The organism is Intestinimonas timonensis, from assembly GCF_900626145.1.
Lineage (GTDB): Bacteria > Bacillota > Clostridia > Oscillospirales > Oscillospiraceae > Intestinimonas > Intestinimonas aquisgranensis.
This window is the reverse complement of the sequence record NZ_LR130817.1, coordinates 639,147-660,824: the sequence shown is the minus strand read 5'-3', so window position 1 is coordinate 660,824 and position 21,678 is coordinate 639,147. Positions and strand designations below refer to the sequence as shown.

Genomic DNA, 21,678 nt, shown 5'->3' with positions numbered 1-21,678 from the left:
ATGGCCGCTACCCGTGAAAGAAAGGTCCCTGCCCTTGTGGACAAACCCATGGACTTTTGTCCCGGCTGTGGACATGGCATTGTCAGCCGTCTGATCATGGAGGCTCTGGAAGAGCTGGACCAGCTGGACAACATCATCTTCCCCATCGGCGTGGGCTGCTCCTCCAACCTGGGCGCCGGTCTGGAGTGTGACCGTCTCCACTGCTGCCACGGCCGCGCCGGCGCAGTGGCCACCGGCATGAAGCGTGTGAGCCCCGACACCCTGGTGGTTTCCTATCAGGGCGACGGCGACGCCTACAACATCGGCATCGCTGAGACCTTCAACGCTGCCTACCGCAATGAGAACATCACCGTCATCGTCATCAACAATACCAACTTTGGTATGACCGGCGGCCAGATGTCCCTGACCACCATGGAGGGCCAGAAGACCTCCACCTCCATCTATGGCCGTGACTGCTCCGTTACCGGTTACCCCATCCGCTTCCCGGAGATCGTGGCCCGGGAGTTCCCCGGAGCCGCCTATGCCGCCCGCGGCACCGTCACCAACCCCGCCAACATCAACAAGCTCAAGGGGTACATCAAAAATGCCCTCCAGGCTCAGCTCAATCACGAGGGCTACTCCATCGTGGAGGTCCTCTCTCCCTGCCCCATCAACTGGGGTCTCACCCCGGTCAAGGCTATGGAGCGCATTGAAAAGGAACTGATCGCCTATTACCCCATCGGTGAGTTCAAGAAGAGAGGAGAGGAGCAGAAGTGAGAGAGATCGTATTTGCTGGCTCCGGCGGACAGGGTGTCCTGACTGTGGGTCTCATCATTTCCGATATCGCCGCTACCGAGGGCCTGAACGTCACTTGGGTCCCCTCCTACGGCTCCGCCATGCGCGGCGGCACTGCCAACTGTACGGTGAAGTACTGCGCAGAAAACTACATCTACAATCCCTCCCAGGAGCAGCCCGACCTGCTGCTGGCCATGAATGAGCCCTCCCTCCACATGTTCCTCCCCATCGTGGCGCCCGGCGGCACCGTGCTGGTGGGCGATACCGTCACCATTCCTGACGACGCCAGACAGGATGTGACCTACGTCCACGTCAACTGCACGGAGATCGCCACCTCCCTTGGTAACCCCAAGGGCGCCAACGTGGTCATGACCGGCGCTGTTGTCAAGCTCATGGGCGACTTCACAAAGGATGCCGCCATCGCCGCCATGAACCACATGTTCGAGAAAAAGGGCAAGTCTAAGTTCAACGAGTCCAATGCCAAGGCCTTTGACGCCGGCTACAACGCCGTGGAGTGCCTTTCTGATGCCTCCTGCGTCCGCTAAGAGACCATAGTGCACGCCGCCTGACCCATATGGGTCAGGCGGCGTGTTTTTTTGATATCCAGATACCGGAACATCTGGCAAGATCCTTTTCTTGTCTACACGCTCTATTTTAGATACAATATGTACATATATCCGCTAAAAAGGAGCGCTTTATGTCTTTTCCAAAACCTTTTCTGCGGCGCACCTTTCTTCTTTGTGCCGCGCTTCTGCTGCTGCGCCCGCCGGTGAGTGCAGCCCCCTCTGGCGCAGGGGCCGACATCGATACATACACCTATCCCCAGAGCACCGTGGTGGGCTACTACGCCGGCTGGTCATCCTACCAGGGATACCAGGCATCCGACATCCCGGCCCAGCAGCTGACCCATATCAACTATGCCTTTGCCATGATCGACCCGGATGCCGGTACTCTGGCGCTAGACAATCCCACACAGGACGAGAAAAACTTTGCCGATCTCCGGGCACTTCGGGAGGAATATCCACATCTGAAGCTCATCCTGTCGGTTGGTGGGTGGGACTACTCCGCCCATTTCTCCGACGTGGCCTCCACCGCCGCCGGGCGGGCCGACTTTGCCCAGAGCTGCGTGGAGCTTCTCTCCCACTATGATCTGGACGGCATCGATCTGGACTGGGAGTACCCTGTCTCCGGCGGCACCGCCGGCACCAACCACCGCCCCCAGGACAAACAGAACTTCACCCTGCTCCTCCGGGCCATCCGTCAGGAACTGGACCGTCAGGGCAAACGGGACAGAAAAGCGTATCAGCTCACCATCGCCGGCGCCGCTGGAGAATGGTATCTCAGCAATATCCAGCCAACGGCTGTGGCCGAGATCGTGGACCACATCTTCCTCATGGCCTATGATATCCACGGCCCCTGGGACAAGTACGCCGACTTCAACGCCCCCCTCTATACGCCTTCCGGCTCAGCCCCCCACCACCAGAGCAGCGTGGAGGCCTATCTGGAAAGCGGCGTCCCTGCCGACAAGCTGGTACTGGGCATGCCTCTTTACGGCTACCGCTATGACGGCGTGAGCGGCAGTCAAAACGGGCTTTACAGCACCTTTACCACCGCCCGCTCCATTCCCTATGACACGCTGGTAGCCACCTACCTCTCCGACCCGTCCTACCGGCAGCTCCGGCACGCCGAGGCCCGGGTCCCCTACCTCTACGGCAAGGGCAGCTTTCTCTCCTATGACGACCCGGAGTCCATGGCCGAAAAAGCCGCCCTGGCTCGTGAACTGGACCTCCAGGGTATCGGCTTCTGGGAGCTCTCCCAGGACAGGGGCGCCGTCCTTATCGAAAGCGCCGTCTCCCAGCTGGACGACAGTCCCTTTGCCGACGTCTCCTCCGGCGCCTGGTATGCCGCAGCTGTGGCCTATGTCCACGAACAGGGCTGGATGACCGGCACCGCTTCCAACCTCTTCTCCCCCGATCTGCCCATCAGCCGGAGCATGGTAGCCACCATCCTCCACCGTCTGGCAGGCACCCCCGAGGCCGAAGCCCCCTCCTTTCCCGACGTGGAGGCAGGCACCTGGTACACCCAGGCAGTGGCCTGGGCAGCGGAGGAAGGGATCGTCCTGGGCTATGACGACGGCCGTTTTGGGCCGGAGGACCCGGTCACCCGGGAGCAGCTGGCCGCTCTGCTCTACCGGTACGCTCAATATCAGAACTACGACACTTCCGGCAGGGCCAGTCTTTCCGGCTACACCGACGCCGCCCAGATCAGCTCCTACGCCAGGACCGCCATGGCCTGGGCGGTGGATACCGGCTTGCTCACCGGCCGAACCCAGACCACTCTGGTCCCCGGCGGAACAGCTACACGCGCGGAATTGGCCGTGATCCTGGAGCGGTTCGCCGCTCTCTATCTCCGCTGAACAAAAAGCGCCCCGTTTCCCGCAATAGCGGGAAACGGGGCGCTTTTCTTTTAAAAATCTTACTTGGACAGGTAGACCGCCTTCATGGCCGCGTAGGTCATATAGCAGTCCAGCTTGGAAACGGTCTCGAAGGGAGCGTGCATGCTCAGCACAGGCACGCCGGCATCCAGGGTATCAATGTCCCGGTTGGCCATATAGCAGGCCACGGTGCCGCCGCCGCCGGCGTCCACCTTGCCCAGCTCGGCCATCTGCCACACCACATCGGCGCTGTCCAGCACGGCCCGGATCTTGGCCACCACCTCGGCAGAGGCATCGGAGGAACCGGACTTGCCACGGGCACCGGTATACTTGGCCAGGCCGATGCCGTAGTTGGCCTTGGCGCTGTTGCGCTTCTCATAGACCTCGGGGAAGTTGGGGTCAAAAGCGGCGGTCACGTCGGCGGAGAGGCAGAAGGACTTCTCATAGCAGGCCTTCAGCTTCACATCCTGGGTGTCGCACAGGTCGGACATGAAGGTATCAAAGGCGGCAGACTGCATGCCGCTAACACCCTCAGAGCCGATCTCCTCCTTGTCCGCCAGCATGCACACGGCGGTCTTGGCGGGGACCTTCTCCAGGTCCAGCAGGCCGGCCAGGGCAGCGTAGCCGCACACCCGGTCATCGTGTCCGTAGGCGCCGATGAGGGAGCGGTCGAAGCCAACATCGGAGGCACGGAAGGCGGGGACCACCTCCAGCTCGGCGGAGATGAAGTCCTCCTCCACGATGCCGTACTTCTGGTTCAGGATATCCATGATGGCCAGCTTCACCCGGTCAGAGCCCTCGTCACCGGCGAAGGGACGGCTGCCGATGAGGACGTTGAGGCTCTCGCCGGGGATGGCCTCGCTCAGGGGCTTCTTGGCCTGCTCGGCGCCCAGGTGGGGCAGCAGGTCGTCAATGGTAAAGATGGGGTCGCCGGCGGCGGGACCCACCACCACCTTCACGGTGGAGCCGTCCTTCAGAGCCACCACACCGTGGAGCTCCAGGGGGATGGTCACCCACTGATACTTGCGGATGCCGCCGTAGTAATGGGTCTTGAAGAAGGCCAGCTCAGCGTCCTCATAGAGGGGGTTGGGCTTCAGGTCCAGGCGGGGGGAGTCGATGTGGGCGGCGCAGATATTAGCGCCCTGGTCCAGAGACTCAGAACCCACTACAGCCAGCATGATGGCCTTGCCCCGGTTGGAGCGGTAGACCTTGTCGCCGGCCTTCAGAGCCATACCCCGGACAAAGGGCTTAAAGCCTTTTGCCTCGGCCAGGGCGATGGCGCTCTCCACCGCCTCCCGCTCGGTCATGCTGTTGTCCAGAAACTTCTTATAGTCCTCGCAGTAGCTCTTCAGCTCCGCCTCCTGGGCGGCGCTGATCCGATCCCAGCCGTTCTTGGGCCGGTACAGGATGGCATCCCGGCGCAGATCGCCGGCATTCTTTTTCTCTTCCATGGGAATAACCTCCTATTCAATGATCTAAGATTTCAGTAAAGAGGACCAAAGCCCGTTCCCCGAAGGTCTCGGGTGTGTCGTCCTCCGTGTTTTCCAGCACATAGTCGCAGTTTGCCCGGAAGAAGTCCTCCCCCTTCTGGGCGCTCACCCGCTTGCGGGCGTACTCCTCGGAAATACCCTCACGGGCCATAATGCGCCGGATGCGTACCTCCGCCGGGGCGATGACTCCCACCACAGCGTCACACCGCTCACCCAATCCGCTTTCAACGAGGGCGATGGCGTCGATGGCGGCCGCGGGGCAGCCGGACTCCCCCGCCCCCGTCAAGAGATGGTCAATGGCCTCCCCTACGAACCGGTGGGTGATGACGTTGAGCTCGGACAGGGCGGCAGGGTCCGTAAAAACCACATTGCCAAGCTTCTTCCGGTCTATCTTGCCCGATTGATCGTAGATATCTCCAAAGCGATCGATGAGGGCCTCCCGCAAGGGGGCGCTCTCCTCCAGCAGGCGGTGGTACACCGCGTCGGCGTCAATGATACAGGCACCCAGAGACGTAAGTGCCTTTAGTGCCGTGGTCTTGCCCGCCCCGGTGGGGCCGGTGATACCGATGATCTTCATATCCGGACCTCCTCTGCGGACACATCCGCTTTTCTCAATGTACAGCGCAGCCGAATGGCCAGCACCAGGTTGACCACCGGAACAAAACTCAGCAAAGTGTGGGCCGCCAAGGACCCGGCGCTTTTTTTCGCGGTCAGACAGCCCCGGATTGAGCCGTGGACCAGGAAAATGACCTGAACGGCCCACAGCAGGCCGATGAGGATGGCGGCCAGCAGGATGAGCGGGTCCAAAACGATGGCCACGATGGCCACATGGAACACCAGGTGCAGCATTGGCCACAGGACCGCCAGCACCAGGGGATAAAAAGGCAGCATCCACAGGGGGCCCTGGAACATGCTGTGGAGTCCCACTGCGGCCAGCACATAGCCGCCCACCACCACGATCTGGAGGGGCAGGCCGATGATGAGACCGTCATCCAGCAGACGGACTGCCCGCCGGGCCGGTGTGTCCTTCTTCCGGTGCATGGGAGTGAGGTTGGCTCGCAGGAGGACATAAAGTCCAAACAGGGTACCGGGTAAGGTGGACAGGGCCACCTGTACCCACACCAGCAGGGAACCGCCGTCCAGGGTCTCAATGAGGGCCAGCAGCGCCAGCGCCGCCGTCCATACCACGGAGCAAAAGTACCCCAGTGCCGTCAGCAGCACAAACACCGGATGACCCAGGTCCAGCTTCTGCCGGACATCCAGAACCACCAGAATGGCCAGGACAATCAGGATCAAAAGCACCAGGAGCATCTGCATGGCGCTCCCTCCTCCCTCCGGTATCATACACCATTTTCGCCGCTTCGTCTACGGCTTCAGGTCAGGTCGATGATGTGGAAACCCGCCGCCTTGTTGAGGCGGTTGGAGATGGCCAGGCCGATGCCCCCCTCATCAGGGCACTGGGACCAGATGGCGGTGACATTGGTATCATCGAAGGCCCGGAGGGCGTCAAAGACATTGCGGGCCTGGGCGGCCTTATCCGCCGTCGGCCCCAGCTTTTCCACAGTGTGACCGGCATACAGGTCGGCGTACTCGTCGAAGCAGACCACGCCCTCGCCCTCCCCCAGGTGGGCCTGGATGTAGGCGGCAGTGGCTGCCGCATCGCCCTTCACCACGGTGACAGGGGCCTTTGGGGCGTAGTGGCGGTACTTCATACCGGGGGCTCTGGGATGCTCCCCAGCCCCCATAAGGCGGGTGACCGCCGGATCCACAGCCACCTCCCCAAGAGCGTCCCGGAGCTCTTCCAGGGTAACGCCGCCGGGCCGCAGCAGCCGGGGGGGCTGCTCGGTGAGGTCAATGATGGTGGACTCCACTCCCACGGAGCAGGGGCCGCCGTCCACAATGCCGTCGATCTTCCCCTCCATGTCCTCCAGCATGTCGGCCATGTTGGTGGGGCTGGGGCGGCCGGAGGTGTTCCCCGACGGGGCCGCCACCGGCACACCGGCGGCGGCGATGATGGCCCGGCACACCGGGTGGGCGGGGCAGCGCATGCCCACGGTGTCCAGCCCGGCGGTGACTACGTCGGGCACCACCGGTTTGCGCTCCAAGATCATGGTAAGGGGGCCCGGCCAGAACCGCTCCGCCAGGGTATAGGCGGCGTTGGGAATGTGCTGACAGTACCGCTCCAGCCACTCCGCCGACGGGACATGGAGGATGAGGGGATTGTCCTGGGGCCGGCCCTTGGCCTCAAAAATATGCGCCACCGCCTCGGGGTCCAGGCCGTTGGCCCCCAGGCCGTACACCGTCTCGGTTGGGATGCCCAGCAGTCCGCCCCGAGCCAGGATGGCCGCGGCCTGTTCCACATCAGCAGCGGTCAGTTTCTCTGTCTTCATGCTTCTTCGCCTCGATCTCTTCCGTTCAGCGCCACAGCTCCCGGCCTCTCTCCCGGCAGGTGAGCACCAGACTCACCACACCGGCGGCGATGAGGACCGCGCCGAACACGATATTCACGATGGAAATGGCCGTCTTCATGATGCGTTCCCTCCGTCACTCGTAGATGCCCACCGGTACCCCCGCCAGCTCAATGGTGGTGTCCGGGGCAAATTTGGCCTTTTGCAGATAACCCTTTACCGTGAGGATGCCGTATTTGGGGTTGGCCTTCTCATCCTCCAGCTCCAGCTCGATATGATGCTCGCCGGAGCCGGTGAGCCAGCCGTCGTCCTCCAACAGGAGGGCCAGGTCGGACTTCACAGCGTCCAGGGTCAGGCCCTGGGGCAGGGCGTTGAAATGGATCAGCATTTCCATGGTCTTCGATCTCCTTTTATTCCTCTTGACTGGCTTTCATGCGCTCGGCCTGGTCGGCGGTAACGAGACCGTCGATGACCTCGTCCAGGTCCCCATCCATGATGGCGTCGATCTGGTAGAGGGTCAGGCCGATGCGGTGGTCGGTGACCCGGCCCTGCGGAAAGTTGTAGGTGCGGATACGCTCGTTGCGCATGCCGGTGCCCACCTGGCTCCGGCGCTCCGCCGTCACCGATTCCTCCTGCTCCCGGACCTTCTCCTCGTAGAGACGGGACCGCAGCAGCTGCATGGCCTTGTCCCGGTTCTGGAACTGACTGCGCTCCTGCTGGCACTCCACTACCGTGCCGGTGGGCTTATGGATGAGCCGCACGGCGGAGGAGGTCTTATTTACGTGCTGGCCGCCGGCGCCTGAGGACCGGAAGACCTGCATCTCGATGTCGGCGGGGTTGAGTTCAAAATCCACCTCATCCACCTCGGGCAGCACCGCCACCGTAGCGGTGGAGGTGTGGATGCGGCCCCCCGACTCGGTCTCGGGTACCCGCTGGACCCGGTGGACGCCGCTTTCAAACTTCAGGCGGCTGTACGCCCCGTCCCCGTCGATGGTGAAGCAGATCTCCTTCACGCCGCCCAGCTCGGTCTCGTTTACCGAGTCCACCTCCACATGCCAGTGACGGGACTCGGCGTACATGGAGTACATGCGATAAAGAGAGTGGGCAAAGAGGGCCGCCTCCTCGCCGCCTACCCCGGCCCGGATCTCCACGATGACATTCTTATCATCGTTCGGGTCCCGTGGCAGCAGCAGGATCTTCAGCTTTTCTTCCAGCGCCTCGATGTCGGCCTTGGCGGCGGTGTATTCCTCCTGGGCCAGCTCCTTCATGTCCGGGTCGGACAGGAGACTTTCCGCTTCATGGAGGTCCTGCCGGCGCTTTACGCAGGCCCGGTAGGTGGTCACCACCGGCTCCAGCTCCCGCTGCTCCTTGTTGAGCCGGGCCACCCGGGCCGGGGCGTCATAGGTCTCCGGCGCGGCCAGCCGGGCCTCCACCTCGGCGTATTGATTTTCCAATGCCTTGAGTTTCTCTTCCAGCATAGCGTGCTCCTCAACGTGGGTTTTATGCTACCGGTCCAGCAGCCAGGACTTGACCAGGGCGAAGGGCTCCCGGAGGTACATGGACAGCCGGGAGGGCAGATGGCTGGAGGGCGCGGCCAGGGTGGAGAGGGTGTAGGTCCCCTCCCACTTCCGGCTCCACAGCAGCCGGATGCGGGCGAGGTGGAAGCCGTTGGAGACGGCCAGGATCTTCCCTGTGGGCTCCACCGTACCGTCCTGGAACAACTCCAAGGTATATTGAATGTTCTCCCAGGTGTTGCCGGAGTTGTCCTCCAGCACGATGTTCTCCCCGTCTACGCCGTGCTCCACCAGATAGTCGTACATGCACTGGGCCTCGCTCATGGGCTCATCAGGGCCCTGTCCCCCGGAGACTACCACCGTCATGTCCGGGTGGTCCTCCAGGTAGGTAAGGGCGGTGTCCAGCCGGTCCTGTAGGAGCTCCGAGGGGCCCCAGGGCTTCACCTGGCAGCCGAAGATGACCATGACCTCCGGCTCCTCCTCCCCCCGAGCGATCTCCGTCCGGGCCCCGGTGAGCACCACCGCCTCCAGGGCGGCAAAGGCGACCACGGCTAGGGCCAGCAGCGCCAGCAGGATACGGCGCAGCACCCGGCCCGTGGTGATGGGGCACCGTGCGGTGAGGCCGTAGAGGATCAGGTAGACGCCCCCCGCCGCTGGGAAGGCGGCGAATTTTTGCAGGCTGAAGGGGGCAAGCAGGAACATCACCAGAGGAAACACCAGCAGCAGGAATCCCAGGAAGGTCACTGTCCTGCCCCAAAGTCCGCCGCCCTGATAGGGCCGGTATGGCTTTGTATTCACTCCGCCTTCGCCTCCTCCAGCTCGGCGCTCAGCCGCTCCCAGACGGCGTAGAGATGGGCGATCTCCTCCTCCAGGGCCTCCCGCTGCTCATAGAGCTCAGTGAGCTTCAAATAGTCGCTGCTGGAAGCCTCGATCTCCTGGGTAAGGTCGTACATCCGCTCCTCTGCCTTGGTGACCTCCCGCTCGGCGGCGGCCACCTCCTTTTCCAGCATTTTGGTGCCGCCGGTGCGCTTGGGCTTCTCCTTCTTCACCGGAGCCTCCTCCTTTTTCGGGGGCGGCACCGGCAGTTTCTTCTCCTTCCAGGCCCGGTACTCGGCAAAGGTCCCCTCAAAGTCGGTAATCTTGCCATCCTCCAGCATCCAGATCCGGGTGGCAAACTGGTTGATGAAGTACCGGTCGTGGGAGACAAAGAGGAGGTTGCCTGTATAGTCAGCCACCGCCTCCTCGATCCACTCCCGGGAGTTGAGGTCCAGGTGGTTGGTGGGCTCGTCCAGGATGAGGAGGTTGATCTTGTTGTCCATGAGCATGCACAGCCGCAGCCGGGACTGCTCGCCGCCGGAGAGGGTAGAGACGCTCTTGAACACGTCCTCCCCCCGGAAGTCAAAGGCAGCCAGCCGGTCCCGGGCCTCTTGGGTGGAGCAGTTCTGGGCGTAAAGCATGGTGTCCACCAGGTTCCGGTCGGGCCGGTCAAAATGGATGATCTGGGGCAGGTAGCCGATCTTCACCGTGGGTCCCAGCCGGATCTTGCCCCCGTCGGGGACCTCCTCCCCCATGATCATCTTGATGAGGGTGGACTTGCCGGTTCCGTTGTCCCCCAGCAGGGCGATACGCTCGCCTCCCACCACCTCCAGGTCCACATGCTCGAAGAGGGTCCGGTCCCCAAAGGACTTCTTCAGGTCCTTGATGACCATGACCTCGTCTCCCCGGAACTCCCGCTCACCGAAACGGATCTCCAGCTTCCGGTCCTTTCGGGGCTTGTCCGTCTTGCGCAGGCGCTCGATGCGCTTTTCCATGGAGAAGGCACGCTTATGGAGCTTGTCGTTTCCCATGAAGGCCCACAGGTGCATCTTGTCCGCCGCCGCCTGGAGCTGCTCGATCTTGGCCTGCTCCTTCTCGTACTGCTTGAGCTTCTCCTGATAGCGGCGCTCCTTCTCCTCCACATAGTAGCTGTAATTGCCGGCATAGAACTCGGCCTTGCCGTTCTCCAGCTCGATAACCCGGTTCACCACTTTGTCCAGGAACCAGCGGTCGTGGGAGATGGTAAGGACGGTGCCCTTGAACCGGGAGAGGTAGTCCTCCAGCCACTCGGTGCAGCGCAGGTCCAGATGGTTGGTGGGCTCATCCAGCAGCAGCACGTCGGTGTCCTCCAGGATGAGACGGCCCAGATTCACCCGGGTCTTCTCACCGCCGGAGAGGTCGGCGAAGGGACGCTCACGCATGTCGGCGGAGATGTCCAGGCCGTTGCACACCTTGTTGAGGGGAGTCTCCACGTCGTAGCCGCCGCCGGACTCGAAGGCAGCGGCCAGGGCGTCGTACCGGCGCAGGAGGGCGGGGTCGCTCTCCCCCGCCGCCATCCGGGCGGTGAGGCTCTCCATCTCCCGCTCCATGTCCTTCAACCGCTGGAAGGCCGCCCGCAACACCATCTCCACCGTATAGCCATCGGGGTACACCGGGATCTGGGAGATGAGCCCCACCCGTTTGCCCGAAGCCACCGACACCTGGCCTTCATCGGGCTCCAGCTCTCCGGTGAGGATGCGGAACAGGGTGGTCTTACCCGCCCCATTCTTGCCCAGCAGGCCCACCCGCTCCCCGGTGTCTACCTGGAAGGTGACCCCGTCCAGGATCTTCCGGCCCACTTCAAATTCTTTACTCACGCTTGACACGGATATGTCTATCATTCGTTTACTCCCGCTCCACGATGTGGTATGATGAACATGTAAAAACTTGCTGAGATAAGGAGGCCATGCTCCATGGACGCCATTCGCTGGCAGGGGGATTCCCTTGCCCTTCTCGATCAGACCAGGCTCCCCACGGAGGAAGTCTGGGACAACTACACCGACTACCGGAAGGTGGTAGACGCCATCCGGCGCCTGGTGGTCCGGGGCGCCCCGGCCATCGGCATCGCCGCGGCCTACGCCGTGTGTCTGGCCGCCATGGAGTTCCGGGACCAGACCCCCGAGGACTTCCGGGCAAGCATGGATCAGGCCATGAGAGATCTGGCCGCCAGCCGCCCCACGGCGGTGAACCTCTTCTGGTCCCTGGACCGGATGCGGCTCACCCTCTCCGCCGCGGGCTGCAGCGCCGAAGCCATCCCGATCCTCACCCGTGAGGCCGAAGCCATCCACCGCGAGGACATCGCCATGAACCGGAAGATCGGCCGGTACGGCGCCGAGCTGGTGCACCCCGGCGCCCGGATCCTCACCCACTGCAATGCCGGCGCCATCGCTACCGGCGGTTACGGAACCGCATTGGGGGTCGTGCGGGCCGCCCACGCCAAGGGGAACGTGGAGATGGTCTACTGCGATGAGACCCGGCCTCTGCTCCAGGGCGCCCGGCTCACCGCCTGGGAGCTGGTGAAGGACGGTATCCCCGCCACTCTCATCACCGACAATATGGCGGCCTCTCTCATGGCCCAGGGCAAGATCGATATGGTCTTTCTGGGCTGCGACCGTATGGCCCGCAATGGCGACTTTGCCAACAAGATCGGCACCTACGGTGTGGCGGTGTTGGCCAACTACCACGGCATCCCCTTCTACACCGTACTGCCCTCTTCCACAATCGATATGTCTATCCCAGACGGGAAGCACATCGTCATCGAGCAGCGGGACCCCAACGAGGTCACCCACTTTGCCGGGGTGCAGACGGCACCGGAGGGCGTAGGGGTCTACAACCCCGCCTTCGATGTGACCCCCCACCAGCTTCTCACCGGTATCGTCACCGAAAAGGGCGTCATCCATCCACCCTTTGACGAGCGCCTGGCCGAGCTCTTCGGCTGAAGTATCCCCCAAAAGCCGTGCCGCTGTTGCGGCACGGCTTTTCGTTTCCCTTACGGCTCTTCGGTGATGGACTTAAGGTAGTCCACCAGCTCTTCAAAGGCCATGCCTCGGGAGGCTTTTACCAAAATGGTGGCGTCCGGCCGCACCAGCTGTTCCAGGATGGGTTTGGCCTCCTCCTTGGTCAGACACCAGAAGGACTCCGCCACATCGGCCTCCTGGGCGGCTTTATAAATGTGCTGGGCCAGCTCACCCAGCGCCAGCAGGCAGTCAATGCCCGCCTTGGCCAGATAGGCACCCACCCCGGCGTGGAGGTTGGGGGCAAAGGGCCCCAGCTCGAACATATCGCCCAGCACGGCAATCTTGTAGCCGGAACCGGTCTTGGCCAGCACCTCCACTGCCGCCCGCATGGACTGGGGATTGGCGTTGTAGGTGTCGTTGAGAATGGTAATGCCGTTGCCACGCTTGAGGATGTTCATGCGCATCTTGGTGGGGGCGAAGCGCAGGATACCCCGGGCAATCTCCTCGCACGTCATACCGAAGTGCTCTGCCACCGCTGTGGCGGTGAGGGTGGGATAGAGCATGTGGCTGCCCAGGGCGGGGATCTGGGCGTCAAAATCGGTGCTGGGCGTGGTCACATGGCAGCAGACGCTCTTCTCCCCGTCCGCCGACACGTCTGTGGCCCGGTATTCCAGACCCTCTGCCGTACCCACCGACACCGTATCGAAAGCCAGGGTGGGCCGCAGGCCGGAGAGGAGGGGGTCGTCTCCGTTGAGGATCACGAAGCCCTTCTCCGGGTCCATGTGGGAAAAGATCTCGCACTTGGCCTTGAGGATGTTCTCCCGGGAACCCAGATTCTCGATGTGGGAGTCTCCGATATTGGTGATGACGGCCACGTCGGGCTCCACGATGGCACTGAGGTACTCGATCTCCCCAAAGTGGTTCATGCCCATCTCCAGCACACAGATCTCGTGGGTGCTGTTCAGGCGCAGCAGGGTGAGGGGCAGACCCACCTCGTTGTTGAAGTTGCCCTCCGTCTTGAGGACCTTGAACCGCTCTCCCAGCACCGCCGCCACCATGTCCTTGGTGGTGGTCTTGCCCACGCTGCCGGTGATGGCCACGAAGGGGATGTCAAACCGCTTCTTGTACCACCGGGCCAGGTCCCGGAGGGCCTTCTGGGTGCTGTTCACCTTGATATAGAACTTGCCCGGCAGGTAGCTCTCCCGCTCCCGCTGGGTGAAGCAGCCGGCCGCACCGCCCTCCAGGGCGTCGTTGATGAATGCGTGGCCGTCAAAGCGCTCCCCCACCAGGGGGATGAAAAGGGCACCGGGATCGGGCTTCCGACTGTCGGTAAAGACATGGGTCACCGTCTGGTCAAGTACGGTAAATTCTCCCAGAAGCTTGCCGTCCACGGCCGCGATGATCTCTCGTATGGTAATGGGCTCCATAGTATGACCTTCTCCTTTTCTTCTCTCCGTCCCTCAACGTCCGGCCTTCCGGGCTTCCAGGGATGCTGTGAGGATGCGCTCACACAGGGCGGGATAATCAATGCCAACCGCCGCCGCCTCCTGTGGCAAAAGGCTGGTGGGAGTCATGCCGGGCAGGGTATTGATCTCCAAAAACCAGGGCTTTCCCTGGGCATCCACAATAAAATCACTGCGGGAATAGACCGCCAGCCCAATCAGGGTATGGACCTTCTGGGCCGTCTCCTCCAGCAGGGCCTCCAGCTTCGGGTCCACCGGCGCCGGACAGACCTCCACCGCCGCCCCGGGCTGATACTTGTTTTCATAGTCGTAAAAGCCCTGCTTGGGAATGATCTCGATGGAGGGCAGGGCCTTCTCCTCCAGCACACCCACCTGGATCTCCCGGCCAGAGACATACTGTTCCACAATGACCCGGCCACCGAAGTTCAGCCCGGCGGTGAGTGCCGCCGTGAGCTCGGCACGGCTGTGGGCGATAGACACCCCAATGGAGGAGCCGGAGTCCATAGGCTTCACCACCAAGGGAAGCTCCAGGCTCTGGCTCAGAGCGGGGATCTCCCCCTCGGTGTACTCCAGTAGCTTCCACTGGGGTGTGGCCACACCAACCTGGGCGCACAGGCGCTTGGTCAGATCCTTATCCATGGCGATGGCGCTGCCCAGGTGGCCGGAGCCGGTATAGGGGATACCCATGAGGTCCAGGGCGGCCTGCACCCGGCCGTCCTCACCGCAGGCGCCGTGGAGGGCCAGAAAGACGGCGTCGGCACCGGCGCACAGCTCCAGCACACCCGGACCGAACTGGCTCTCGCTCTTCCACTTCCGCTTGGCCTTCACAGCCTCCAGGTCGGGAGCGGTGTGATCTACCCTCCGCCACTTCTCGGGTGCCGGGGCGTCGTAGACCTCCTCCGGCGTTCCCTCCCAGTTCTCCAGGCCAAAGTACAGATCCACCAGGGCCACCCGGTGGCCGCGGCTCCGCAGAGCCTCCGCCACCATCACGCCGGAGGACAGGGATACGTTGCGTTCGGGACTCAGGCCACCGGCCAAGACCACGATCTTCATGCAGACAAAACTCCTCTCGGAATGGTTCCTCACTGACAGGATATGCGTATACGCCGGAAAAGACACTTCATTTTCGGCGCTTCTCTCACGAATATATTATTTTACCATATCATTGTAAAAATCTCAACATCAATGTCCCACAGACAGTGTCTTGGCGGGATTTAATATTAGATTGTGCAAAGGTCAACGGCCTTCGCACAGTCTAATTTTTTTATGTGGGGGTCCTGGTTATGAAGAAAATGACCGTTCGGAAAATGCTTGAAAATATCGTCGTGAAGACCGCTGGTCTGGACGTGAAGAAGTTCTACCTGGTGTCTACGGACGGCGAAGTCGTCATGGCTGACTTTGCGGTCGATTTGATCTGCAAGGTCGCGACGTGGAATGTCCTGTGGGAAGTCGAGATTGTGGCCGCGAAGCATTACGAAGACGTCGTCACTGTAATCTACAACCCGGACATTGAGCAGACCAACGGGGACCCCGACAAAAACCTTTGGTGACGCCGCCAAAGGAAAAGAAAGAAGGTGAAAACGTGGCAAGACAGTTCAAAACGATCGAGTTCGACGACCGAAAGACGATCGCTTCCATGTATGCGAACGGGGCGATCGCCGGCGAAATCGCCCAGAAGATCGGCGTGTCGCGAACCACCGTCTATACCGAGTTGAAGCGCGGCCAGGACGGCGTCACCCTGGACAAGAACTTCCGCCCGGCGTATGACCCGGAACTGGCCCAGAAGCGGGTCCAGGAGGGCCTTCGCCGCCGTGGACGAAAGAAAGATGGAAACGCAAATGTCTGATACCTGTGGGCGCTGTGGCCGCCGATTGAAGGACCCGTTTTTCCGCGAAGTCGGTTACGGCCGGACGTGCGCCGCGAAACTGGGGATTACCCTTCCCCTGAAAAAGAAAGGGAATAAACAGTCCGCCGAAATGCCGGCGAAGAACGGGGGCAACAAATGAAAACGCTGAAAAGCCTGGTCGCCTATGCCTTCGGTATGCTGACCAAACCAGCCGGAACCGCCTACGAATGGAAAGGCCGCGCGGTGAATCGGTTCGCCTACACCTACCAGACTACAAAATGGCTATGGGCCATTACCAGAAGGGGGTGAACAGCCTTGAAGTGGACGATTACCACCCAGGATCGAAACGCCCTGGTCGAAACACATCTGGGCTGTATCTGGTGGACCATCAACAAGAACCGGCGTCTGATCAGTGCCGCCGGCCTGGACGACAAAGACGTCTTCCAGCAGTTAGCGATCCGCATGATCCGCGCCGTCGAGAACTACGACCCGGACAAGGGGAAGGACCTGGAACAGCACATCTTCGCCCAACTGCAATATGAAGTCCTGAACTGCAAAGACGCGGCGAAACTGTACGGGATCAAGGGTGCGCCCTACGGAGCGCGGGACCTGACCGTTTCCCTGGGCGCCCTGGTCGAAACCGGCGTTCAGTTCTGCGGGGGGGGTGGCTTAAATGTCTAAGTTCAAAACCGTGTGCGGCGTGATCGCCTTCGTCCTGTTTTTCCTTATGCTGGGCGCGGTCGGAGCCATCGAACAGGACATAGTTCCCCTTTTCCCCGGAATGGTCCGCGTGTTCGCGCTTATGGCACTGTGGGTCCTGTTCTGCAACCTGGCCGGCGCGTTCGACTATACTGCACCAGTCGCTTTTGCGATGGGGGCAAGCCAAACCACATCAAACATCTGGAAATCCTGGTGTCGGATGCTGGGCGGGCAGATTTTTCTGCTGCTTATGAACGCCTGGTGCCTGCGCCTATTTACGAGCATGGTTGGTTCGTTTAGGGTTTAACTACCTATTAAATATCGGAGGTGTTGAAGATGAAACGATCCCTTGCTTATATCACCGCTGCGTGGCGCGGTGATCCTGCGGTGGATATGGAGCAGGCGGCGCATTACTGCCGCGTGGTCTACGATGCGGGCTATTCCCCCATCTGCCCTATGCTCTATCTGCCGTTGTTCCTCAATGACGCGGTACCGGAGGAGCACAAGAACGGCATCGACATGGGCCGCGATCTGCTCCGGCGCTCCCGTGTGTTGGTGGTGTGCGGCCATTCCGTGACCGAGGCCATGAAAAATGATATTGCCGTGGCCCAGCGCCTGGGGATTACCGCGACTACCCTTGAGGGCATCCTGACCGTCAAGGGCCAGGGCCGCCGCTGATGGCGTCCCTGTTTGAAGCCTACATCACCAACCTGGGAAAGTACAACGAGGGCGAGCTGGTTGGCGAAACCTTGAAATTTCCTACTACCACCGAGGAGGTGCAGGCCCTTTTGAAGCGGATCGGTGTGGATGGGGTACGTTATGAGGAATTTTTCATAACCAGCTTTGACGGTGATGTGCTGGGGCTTTACGACTATCTCACAGAATATGAAAACCTGGACGAGCTCAATTATCTGGCCTGTCTGCTCTCCGAGCTGGATCAGGGCGAACTGGAGAAATTTGAGGCCGTCATTGACAGCGGCGAACATACTTCCAGCGTGGCCGATCTCATCAATCTGGTGCAAAACCTGGATTGCTATGAGTTTTACCCCGGTGTCGAGGACGATGAAACCCTGGGCCGCATCTATGTGGAGGACATGGAGGCCATTGACGTGCCGGAGCACCTGCTGAATTATTTTGACTATGAGGCATACGGGCGGGATATTCGGCTTGAAGAGGACGGCCACTTTGCCCCTGGAGGCTATGTTTTGAACAACGGCGGTCAATTCATCGAGCACTACCACGGGATCGAGGACATTCCCGACGAGCACAAAGTCTTTGCCTTTCCGCAGCTCACGGTGCGGGAGCAGATGGCGGCCTACAAAGAAATTATTGACGGTTCCTCCCTGGAGGGCTATCGTCATTGACTATGACAAGCCCGTGGACGAAGAGGGCGAACAGTACGAAACCTACTTTTTCAGCGTTGTGGACGAGGCCGATCTGCTGGCTGCGGCGGAGGCCGCTGGCGTGGAACAGGCGGTGTGCTCCTGCTCTGAAAAATGCAAGGCGGGGGCCGTCAATACGGATTGCGCCGTCTGCTCTGTCAATATGAGTAAGTGCGTGGGCGTTGAGCCGGAGCCGGAGCCCACGGAAACCCAGGAGCCTGCCCCGGAGGAGGCCGAGCCGGAAACGGGTAGCAACACAGGGATGCTCCTGGCGGTGCTGGCCGTGGCCCTGGTGGGCGGCGGAGCGGCGTTCTATTTCAAGGTGCTGCGCCCCAAACAGCAGAAAGCCGCCGCGCCCCAGAAGGACTACGGCGACGAGCTCACGGACTATGACGAGCCGGACGGCTAGCCAACGTCATTAAAGCAACAGAGAAAAATGCGCCTATCAGCGAAATGAAAGCGCCAAATATCATTATTCCAGACATTTTAGCACCTTCTCGTTGAGAATTTTCTAAAAGGCTATTTATTATTTGAAATTGTATCGCTTGATTAACAGCGTTTGTATTTTCCAATGGAACTTTGCTCCCGAGTAAAGTTTCCACAGGCACCTCCAAAACTTGAGATAATTTTATAAGCATATCCCCATCTGGAATTGACAGCCCTTTTTCCCATTTTGAGATAGTCTGTCGCACAACATTTATTTTCTCTGCAAGAGCCTCTTGAGAAAGCCCCTTTTCTTTTCGTACTTTTTTCAAATTATCTCCAAACATATAGTTCAACTCCTCTTTAAGTCATTTTTATTATACTCAAAACATCCTGCTACCACAAGCAACGCAAATTAACATTTAGTTCTGTATGCCCTGCTGGTCACACTCGAAAAACAGGTCTATTATTATTTCATCATCGGTCATTGCGCCACCTTCCTTCCAGCCTCACCATATACTACGTTTTTAGCAGCAAATACTAAATGAAAGAGAAAAGTTTTTCAAAAAATCATACCATACCTTTGATAAAGCTGCTCTCGGTAGCTTTTGCCGCTTTGCTGGCGGCTCGCCGGCATTCCTCGTTATGTAGTGCGGTGAGACGGAAAGAGAAGTGAATCTTTTTCACAAAACCAACACTTCATATTGAACGCATCACCATCTCAACAACGGCACATTCCTTTATCAAAAAATAATGTGCCGTTGTATCGCTCGTCCTTGACATCTGCACATTATTTTTATATAATATAATGTGTCACTGTCAGATATAAAAAGGAGCTAAAGCCTATGACAGATCGTGAACGGATTAAAACACTTCTAAATGCATCACCAAATGGGACAATTACCACGGAGCAGGTAACCTCCGCTGGACTACACCGCAGCATTTTACAGGAACTTGTAGACAGTGGTGTGATTTATCGTTTCGGACGTGGTTTATATGTACGCACTGACGCATGGGAAGACGATTTTTACCTGTTACAGCTAAGATACGGGCGCGGAATCTATTCGCACGATACTGCATTGTACCTGCACGGTTATTCTGACCGCACCCCGGCACAATACACCATGACCTTTCCCAAAGGCTACAACTCACGCTCCTTGAAAGAGGAAAATATTCTTGTCAAACGCGTTGTGGCAGAGAATTATTCGCTGGGCGTTATGGAATTGCCCTCTCCTTGCGGCAATCCGCTCCAAGTTTATGACCTTGAAAGAACGATATGTGATATTCTTCGCGGCAGCGGGAGCGACATCCAGATCGTAAGCACAGCGATGAAAAAATACGCTGTGTCAAAAGAGAAGGATATTTATAAATTGATGAAGTACGCAGAGCAGCTGCGTGTAAAACCCAAGGTGCTTCGATACATGGAGATACTATTATGATCACAAAAAATCCGATGCAGCTAAAGGCTTTTATCAAAAAGAAAGCCGCCGAGAAAAAGATTTCCGCTCAGTTGGTCATGCAAAACTATATGTTAGAGAGATTGCTGGAGCGGATCTCGCTCTCAGCATATAAGCAGAATTTTATTTTGAAAGGCGGCTTCCTCATTTCCGCAATCGTCGGCCTTGACACACGGGCCACCATGGATTTGGATACCACGATCAAAGGCTTCACTCTGACACATGAAGCCATCCGAAGGATTTTTGAAGAAATCTGTGCTGTGGAGGTTGCCGATGATGTACGCTTTGAATTGGTGGATATTGCCGACATCCGCGAAGGTGATGATTATCCAGGGATTCGGGTTTCGCTGAAAGCAAATTATCCGCCAATCAGTGTCCCTTTGACTGTAGATGTGACGACCGGAGACATTATCACCCCACGAGAAATCGAATACACTTTTTCTTTGCTGTTTGACGACCGTTCCATCAGTATCCTTGCCTACAACCTTGAAACCGTATTGGCAGAGAAAATTGAAACCGTATTGTCCCGCAGTATTGCCAACACGCGCCCAAGAGATTTTTATGACATACATATTCTATATTCTCTGCGGGGTTCTGAGTGTGATTCACAAACACTGCTTCAGGCCCTTGAGCGCACAGCCAATAAGCGAGGCAGCCAAAAAGTCCTCAACCTCTATCCGGATATTATTACCGAGATCCGCTCCAGCGAACAGCTTCAAGGTTTTTGGAAAAAATATCAGAGAGATTTTGACTACGCAAAAGATGTCTCGTTTGATGATGCTTGTGATACGATCCAGCGTATCATGGACACCATAAGCGATGTACTGAGGTGTGGTCTTGCGGAGCATTTTTCAAGAGAATAAAGTTTTTCGTTAAAAGACAGGAGGTGGTGGTTTTTGTTGATCTTTTTATCAATGCTGGAAAGTGACAATGATAGAGAACTTTTTGCGGCATTATATAATCAGTATGGAAGTGCTATGCTACGGGTGGCAAAACGGTATTTTCCAGATGACGGATATACAGCAGAAGATGTTGTCCAGAACGCATGGGTACGAGTTGTAAATAATTTTCATAGAATTTCGAGTTTACCAAGTAATAAATATGGGGCGTATCTCGTTGTTATAGTAAAAAATGAAGCTATAACGATTTTGAGAAGAAAAAAGCAGGAATTACCTTTTGAAGATGCTATAATCGGAAACGATGATAGGTTTGCAGAAAATGACGAACGGTCAATTATAGAAGTTATACAGTCGATGCCTGATACATATCGGGCAGTGCTGGAAATGCGATTTATAGAAGAACGCAGCACAAGGGAAATCTCGAAAGCTCTTGCATTAACAGAAACGGCTGTTAACGTTCGTATTCATCGGGGTCGGACAATACTCATAAAAAAATTGAGAGAGGAGGGATACATAAAATGACAGAAAACAAGGAAAATTCTATATTAAGAGATATTCTACTAGAAGCTGCAGAAAAAGAGTTTTCTCAAGAACTTTTTGAACATGAACAGGTTAATGTATCTTCTCGCTTTATCCGAGAGATGGAAAGTATGGTTTACAATCCAAATAGATGGGCAAAGAGGCATAAACGTCCTCGCTGGAAAAAAATCTTAAACATAGCAGCCAGTATTGCGCTCGCATGTTCACTCTCTCTGGGAACGTTGATGATTTTTAGTCCAACAGTTAGAGCTGCTATAGTTGAATGGGTTACAGAGTGGTATGAAACATATGTTATTTATAGATTCTTTGGAGACCAAGATTCTATTGAAATGCCTTTGTATAAAATCCTGGATTTACCTCAGGGATATGTAGAAACAGAGTCTTCAATAGAGTTTTCCAATAATATTGAAATTCATTATAAAAACCAATTATCCCGTAACCCCAAGGCAAAAACGGTCAAGGTGTAGGAGTAATCGAGGAATAATCGACTCTCCTACACCTCTTTTTACACCGTTCTGCCGCTTTAGATACAGGAGC

28 protein-coding genes are annotated in these 21,678 nt (G+C 58.3%); 17 read left to right on the top strand and 11 right to left on the bottom strand.

Features of this window, described 5'->3' with window-relative positions; all coding sequences use genetic code 11:
* The 3 genes from E0E29_RS09895 (at window position 1) to E0E29_RS09885 (ending at window position 3,190) form a co-directional block, all read left to right on the top strand.
* Window positions 1–756: a thiamine pyrophosphate-dependent enzyme gene (locus tag E0E29_RS09895; RefSeq protein ID WP_130849708.1), complete on the top strand. Its 756-nt coding sequence runs from the start codon at window positions 1–3 to the stop codon at window positions 754–756.
* Window positions 753–1,319 carry a 2-oxoacid:acceptor oxidoreductase family protein gene (locus tag E0E29_RS09890; RefSeq protein WP_130849707.1) on the top strand — a complete coding sequence of 189 codons (567 nt, stop codon included), beginning with the start codon at window positions 753–755 and terminating at the stop codon, window positions 1,317–1,319. The genes E0E29_RS09895 and E0E29_RS09890 overlap by 4 nt, the downstream gene beginning before the upstream one ends.
* Window positions 1,320–1,471: 152 nt before the next feature.
* Window positions 1,472–3,190 (top strand): glycosyl hydrolase family 18 protein, encoded by a 1,719-nt coding sequence (locus E0E29_RS09885; RefSeq protein ID WP_130849706.1) that lies wholly within the window; start codon window positions 1,472–1,474, stop codon window positions 3,188–3,190.
* 59 nt (window positions 3,191–3,249) lie between these two features.
* On the opposite strand, the gene E0E29_RS09880 is transcribed toward E0E29_RS09885, so the two are convergent.
* From E0E29_RS09880 to abc-f, 8 genes are all read right to left on the bottom strand, one after another.
* The gene (locus E0E29_RS09880) at window positions 3,250–4,659 is read right to left on the bottom strand and encodes an aminopeptidase (RefSeq protein WP_130849705.1); all 1,410 of its coding nucleotides are present in this window, start codon (window positions 4,657–4,659) and stop codon (window positions 3,250–3,252) included.
* 16 nt (window positions 4,660–4,675) lie between these two features.
* Window positions 4,676–5,275, bottom strand: a complete 600-nt coding sequence (gene coaE, locus E0E29_RS09875; RefSeq protein ID WP_130849704.1) for a dephospho-CoA kinase — start codon at window positions 5,273–5,275, stop codon at window positions 4,676–4,678.
* Window positions 5,272–6,015, bottom strand: coding sequence for a hypothetical protein (locus tag E0E29_RS09870; RefSeq protein ID WP_130849703.1), 744 nt, complete (start codon window positions 6,013–6,015; stop codon window positions 5,272–5,274). The genes coaE and E0E29_RS09870 overlap by 4 nt, the downstream gene beginning before the upstream one ends.
* Window positions 6,016–6,071: 56 nt before the next feature.
* Window positions 6,072–7,088, bottom strand: coding sequence for an L-threonylcarbamoyladenylate synthase (locus E0E29_RS09865; protein ID WP_130849702.1), 1,017 nt, complete (start codon window positions 7,086–7,088; stop codon window positions 6,072–6,074).
* A gap of 154 nt (window positions 7,089–7,242) precedes the next feature.
* A complete protein-coding gene (locus E0E29_RS09860; RefSeq protein WP_130849701.1) occupies window positions 7,243–7,500 on the bottom strand; it encodes a hypothetical protein in 258 nt (85 codons plus the stop codon).
* A 16-nt stretch (window positions 7,501–7,516) separates the two neighbouring features.
* A complete protein-coding gene (gene prfA, locus E0E29_RS09855; protein WP_130850842.1) occupies window positions 7,517–8,581 on the bottom strand; it encodes a peptide chain release factor 1 in 1,065 nt (354 codons plus the stop codon).
* A 30-nt stretch (window positions 8,582–8,611) separates the two neighbouring features.
* Window positions 8,612–9,418: a YdcF family protein gene (locus tag E0E29_RS09850; RefSeq protein WP_242622447.1), complete on the bottom strand. Its 807-nt coding sequence runs from the start codon at window positions 9,416–9,418 to the stop codon at window positions 8,612–8,614.
* Window positions 9,415–11,316, bottom strand: coding sequence for a ribosomal protection-like ABC-F family protein (gene abc-f, locus E0E29_RS09845; protein ID WP_130849700.1), 1,902 nt, complete (start codon window positions 11,314–11,316; stop codon window positions 9,415–9,417). Before abc-f ends, E0E29_RS09850 begins: the two co-directional genes overlap by 4 nt.
* Window positions 11,317–11,388: 72 nt before the next feature.
* On the opposite strand from abc-f, the gene mtnA reads away from it, so the two are divergent.
* On the top strand, window positions 11,389–12,414 hold the full coding sequence (gene mtnA, locus E0E29_RS09840) for an S-methyl-5-thioribose-1-phosphate isomerase (RefSeq protein WP_130849699.1): 1,026 nt from the start codon (window positions 11,389–11,391) through the stop codon (window positions 12,412–12,414).
* 50 nt (window positions 12,415–12,464) lie between these two features.
* On the opposite strand, the gene E0E29_RS09835 is transcribed toward mtnA, so the two are convergent.
* Together E0E29_RS09835 and E0E29_RS09830 are read right to left on the bottom strand one after the other, a co-directional pair.
* Entirely contained in the window at window positions 12,465–13,859 is a 1,395-nt protein-coding gene (locus E0E29_RS09835; protein ID WP_130849698.1) for a UDP-N-acetylmuramoyl-tripeptide--D-alanyl-D-alanine ligase, read from the bottom strand.
* A gap of 33 nt (window positions 13,860–13,892) precedes the next feature.
* Window positions 13,893–14,948 (bottom strand): D-alanine--D-alanine ligase family protein, encoded by a 1,056-nt coding sequence (locus tag E0E29_RS09830; RefSeq protein ID WP_130849697.1) that lies wholly within the window; start codon window positions 14,946–14,948, stop codon window positions 13,893–13,895.
* A gap of 230 nt (window positions 14,949–15,178) precedes the next feature.
* On the opposite strand from E0E29_RS09830, the gene E0E29_RS09825 reads away from it, so the two are divergent.
* From E0E29_RS09825 to E0E29_RS09790, 9 genes are read left to right on the top strand one after another with little or no spacing between them, the layout of a single operon-like run.
* Window positions 15,179–15,445 (top strand): hypothetical protein, encoded by a 267-nt coding sequence (locus E0E29_RS09825; RefSeq protein ID WP_130849696.1) that lies wholly within the window; start codon window positions 15,179–15,181, stop codon window positions 15,443–15,445.
* 32 nt (window positions 15,446–15,477) lie between these two features.
* Window positions 15,478–15,741, top strand: a complete 264-nt coding sequence (locus E0E29_RS09820) for a helix-turn-helix domain-containing protein (RefSeq protein ID WP_130849695.1) — start codon at window positions 15,478–15,480, stop codon at window positions 15,739–15,741.
* A complete protein-coding gene (locus E0E29_RS09815) occupies window positions 15,707–15,901 on the top strand; it encodes a DUF6011 domain-containing protein (protein ID WP_130849694.1) in 195 nt (64 codons plus the stop codon). Before E0E29_RS09820 ends, E0E29_RS09815 begins: the two co-directional genes overlap by 35 nt.
* Window positions 15,898–16,050 carry a hypothetical protein gene (locus E0E29_RS18200; protein WP_165449865.1) on the top strand — a complete coding sequence of 51 codons (153 nt, stop codon included), beginning with the start codon at window positions 15,898–15,900 and terminating at the stop codon, window positions 16,048–16,050. Before E0E29_RS09815 ends, E0E29_RS18200 begins: the two co-directional genes overlap by 4 nt.
* Before the next feature lie 6 nt (window positions 16,051–16,056).
* A complete protein-coding gene (locus tag E0E29_RS09810; protein WP_130849693.1) occupies window positions 16,057–16,422 on the top strand; it encodes a hypothetical protein in 366 nt (121 codons plus the stop codon).
* Window positions 16,415–16,747 carry a hypothetical protein gene (locus E0E29_RS09805; protein WP_130849692.1) on the top strand — a complete coding sequence of 111 codons (333 nt, stop codon included), beginning with the start codon at window positions 16,415–16,417 and terminating at the stop codon, window positions 16,745–16,747. The genes E0E29_RS09810 and E0E29_RS09805 overlap by 8 nt, the downstream gene beginning before the upstream one ends.
* Window positions 16,748–16,776: 29 nt before the next feature.
* Window positions 16,777–17,118 (top strand): DUF7768 domain-containing protein, encoded by a 342-nt coding sequence (locus tag E0E29_RS09800; protein ID WP_087272945.1) that lies wholly within the window; start codon window positions 16,777–16,779, stop codon window positions 17,116–17,118.
* Window positions 17,118–17,804 carry an antirestriction protein ArdA gene (locus tag E0E29_RS09795; RefSeq protein ID WP_130849691.1) on the top strand — a complete coding sequence of 229 codons (687 nt, stop codon included), beginning with the start codon at window positions 17,118–17,120 and terminating at the stop codon, window positions 17,802–17,804. The genes E0E29_RS09800 and E0E29_RS09795 overlap by 1 nt, the downstream gene beginning before the upstream one ends.
* Window positions 17,770–18,231 carry a CD1107 family mobile element protein gene (locus E0E29_RS09790; RefSeq protein ID WP_479723854.1) on the top strand — a complete coding sequence of 154 codons (462 nt, stop codon included), beginning with the start codon at window positions 17,770–17,772 and terminating at the stop codon, window positions 18,229–18,231. Before E0E29_RS09795 ends, E0E29_RS09790 begins: the two co-directional genes overlap by 35 nt.
* Here the strand turns inward: E0E29_RS09790 and E0E29_RS09785 are convergent.
* Window positions 18,203–18,592, bottom strand: a complete 390-nt coding sequence (locus tag E0E29_RS09785) for a helix-turn-helix domain-containing protein (protein ID WP_130849690.1) — start codon at window positions 18,590–18,592, stop codon at window positions 18,203–18,205. The genes E0E29_RS09790 and E0E29_RS09785 overlap by 29 nt on opposite strands.
* A 498-nt stretch (window positions 18,593–19,090) precedes the next feature.
* On the opposite strand from E0E29_RS09785, the gene E0E29_RS09780 reads away from it, so the two are divergent.
* The 4 genes from E0E29_RS09780 to E0E29_RS09765 are packed head-to-tail and all read left to right on the top strand — an operon-like array spanning window position 19,091 to window position 21,608.
* Entirely contained in the window at window positions 19,091–19,684 is a 594-nt protein-coding gene (locus E0E29_RS09780) for a type IV toxin-antitoxin system AbiEi family antitoxin domain-containing protein (RefSeq protein ID WP_130849689.1), read from the top strand.
* Complete coding sequence (locus E0E29_RS09775) at window positions 19,681–20,565, top strand: nucleotidyl transferase AbiEii/AbiGii toxin family protein (protein ID WP_130849688.1); 885 nt, start codon at window positions 19,681–19,683, stop codon at window positions 20,563–20,565. The genes E0E29_RS09780 and E0E29_RS09775 overlap by 4 nt, the downstream gene beginning before the upstream one ends.
* 33 nt (window positions 20,566–20,598) lie before the next feature.
* A complete protein-coding gene (locus E0E29_RS09770) occupies window positions 20,599–21,123 on the top strand; it encodes an RNA polymerase sigma factor (protein WP_130849687.1) in 525 nt (174 codons plus the stop codon).
* A complete protein-coding gene (locus tag E0E29_RS09765; protein ID WP_130849686.1) occupies window positions 21,120–21,608 on the top strand; it encodes a hypothetical protein in 489 nt (162 codons plus the stop codon). The genes E0E29_RS09770 and E0E29_RS09765 overlap by 4 nt, the downstream gene beginning before the upstream one ends.
* Window positions 21,609–21,678: the final 70 nt, after the last annotated feature.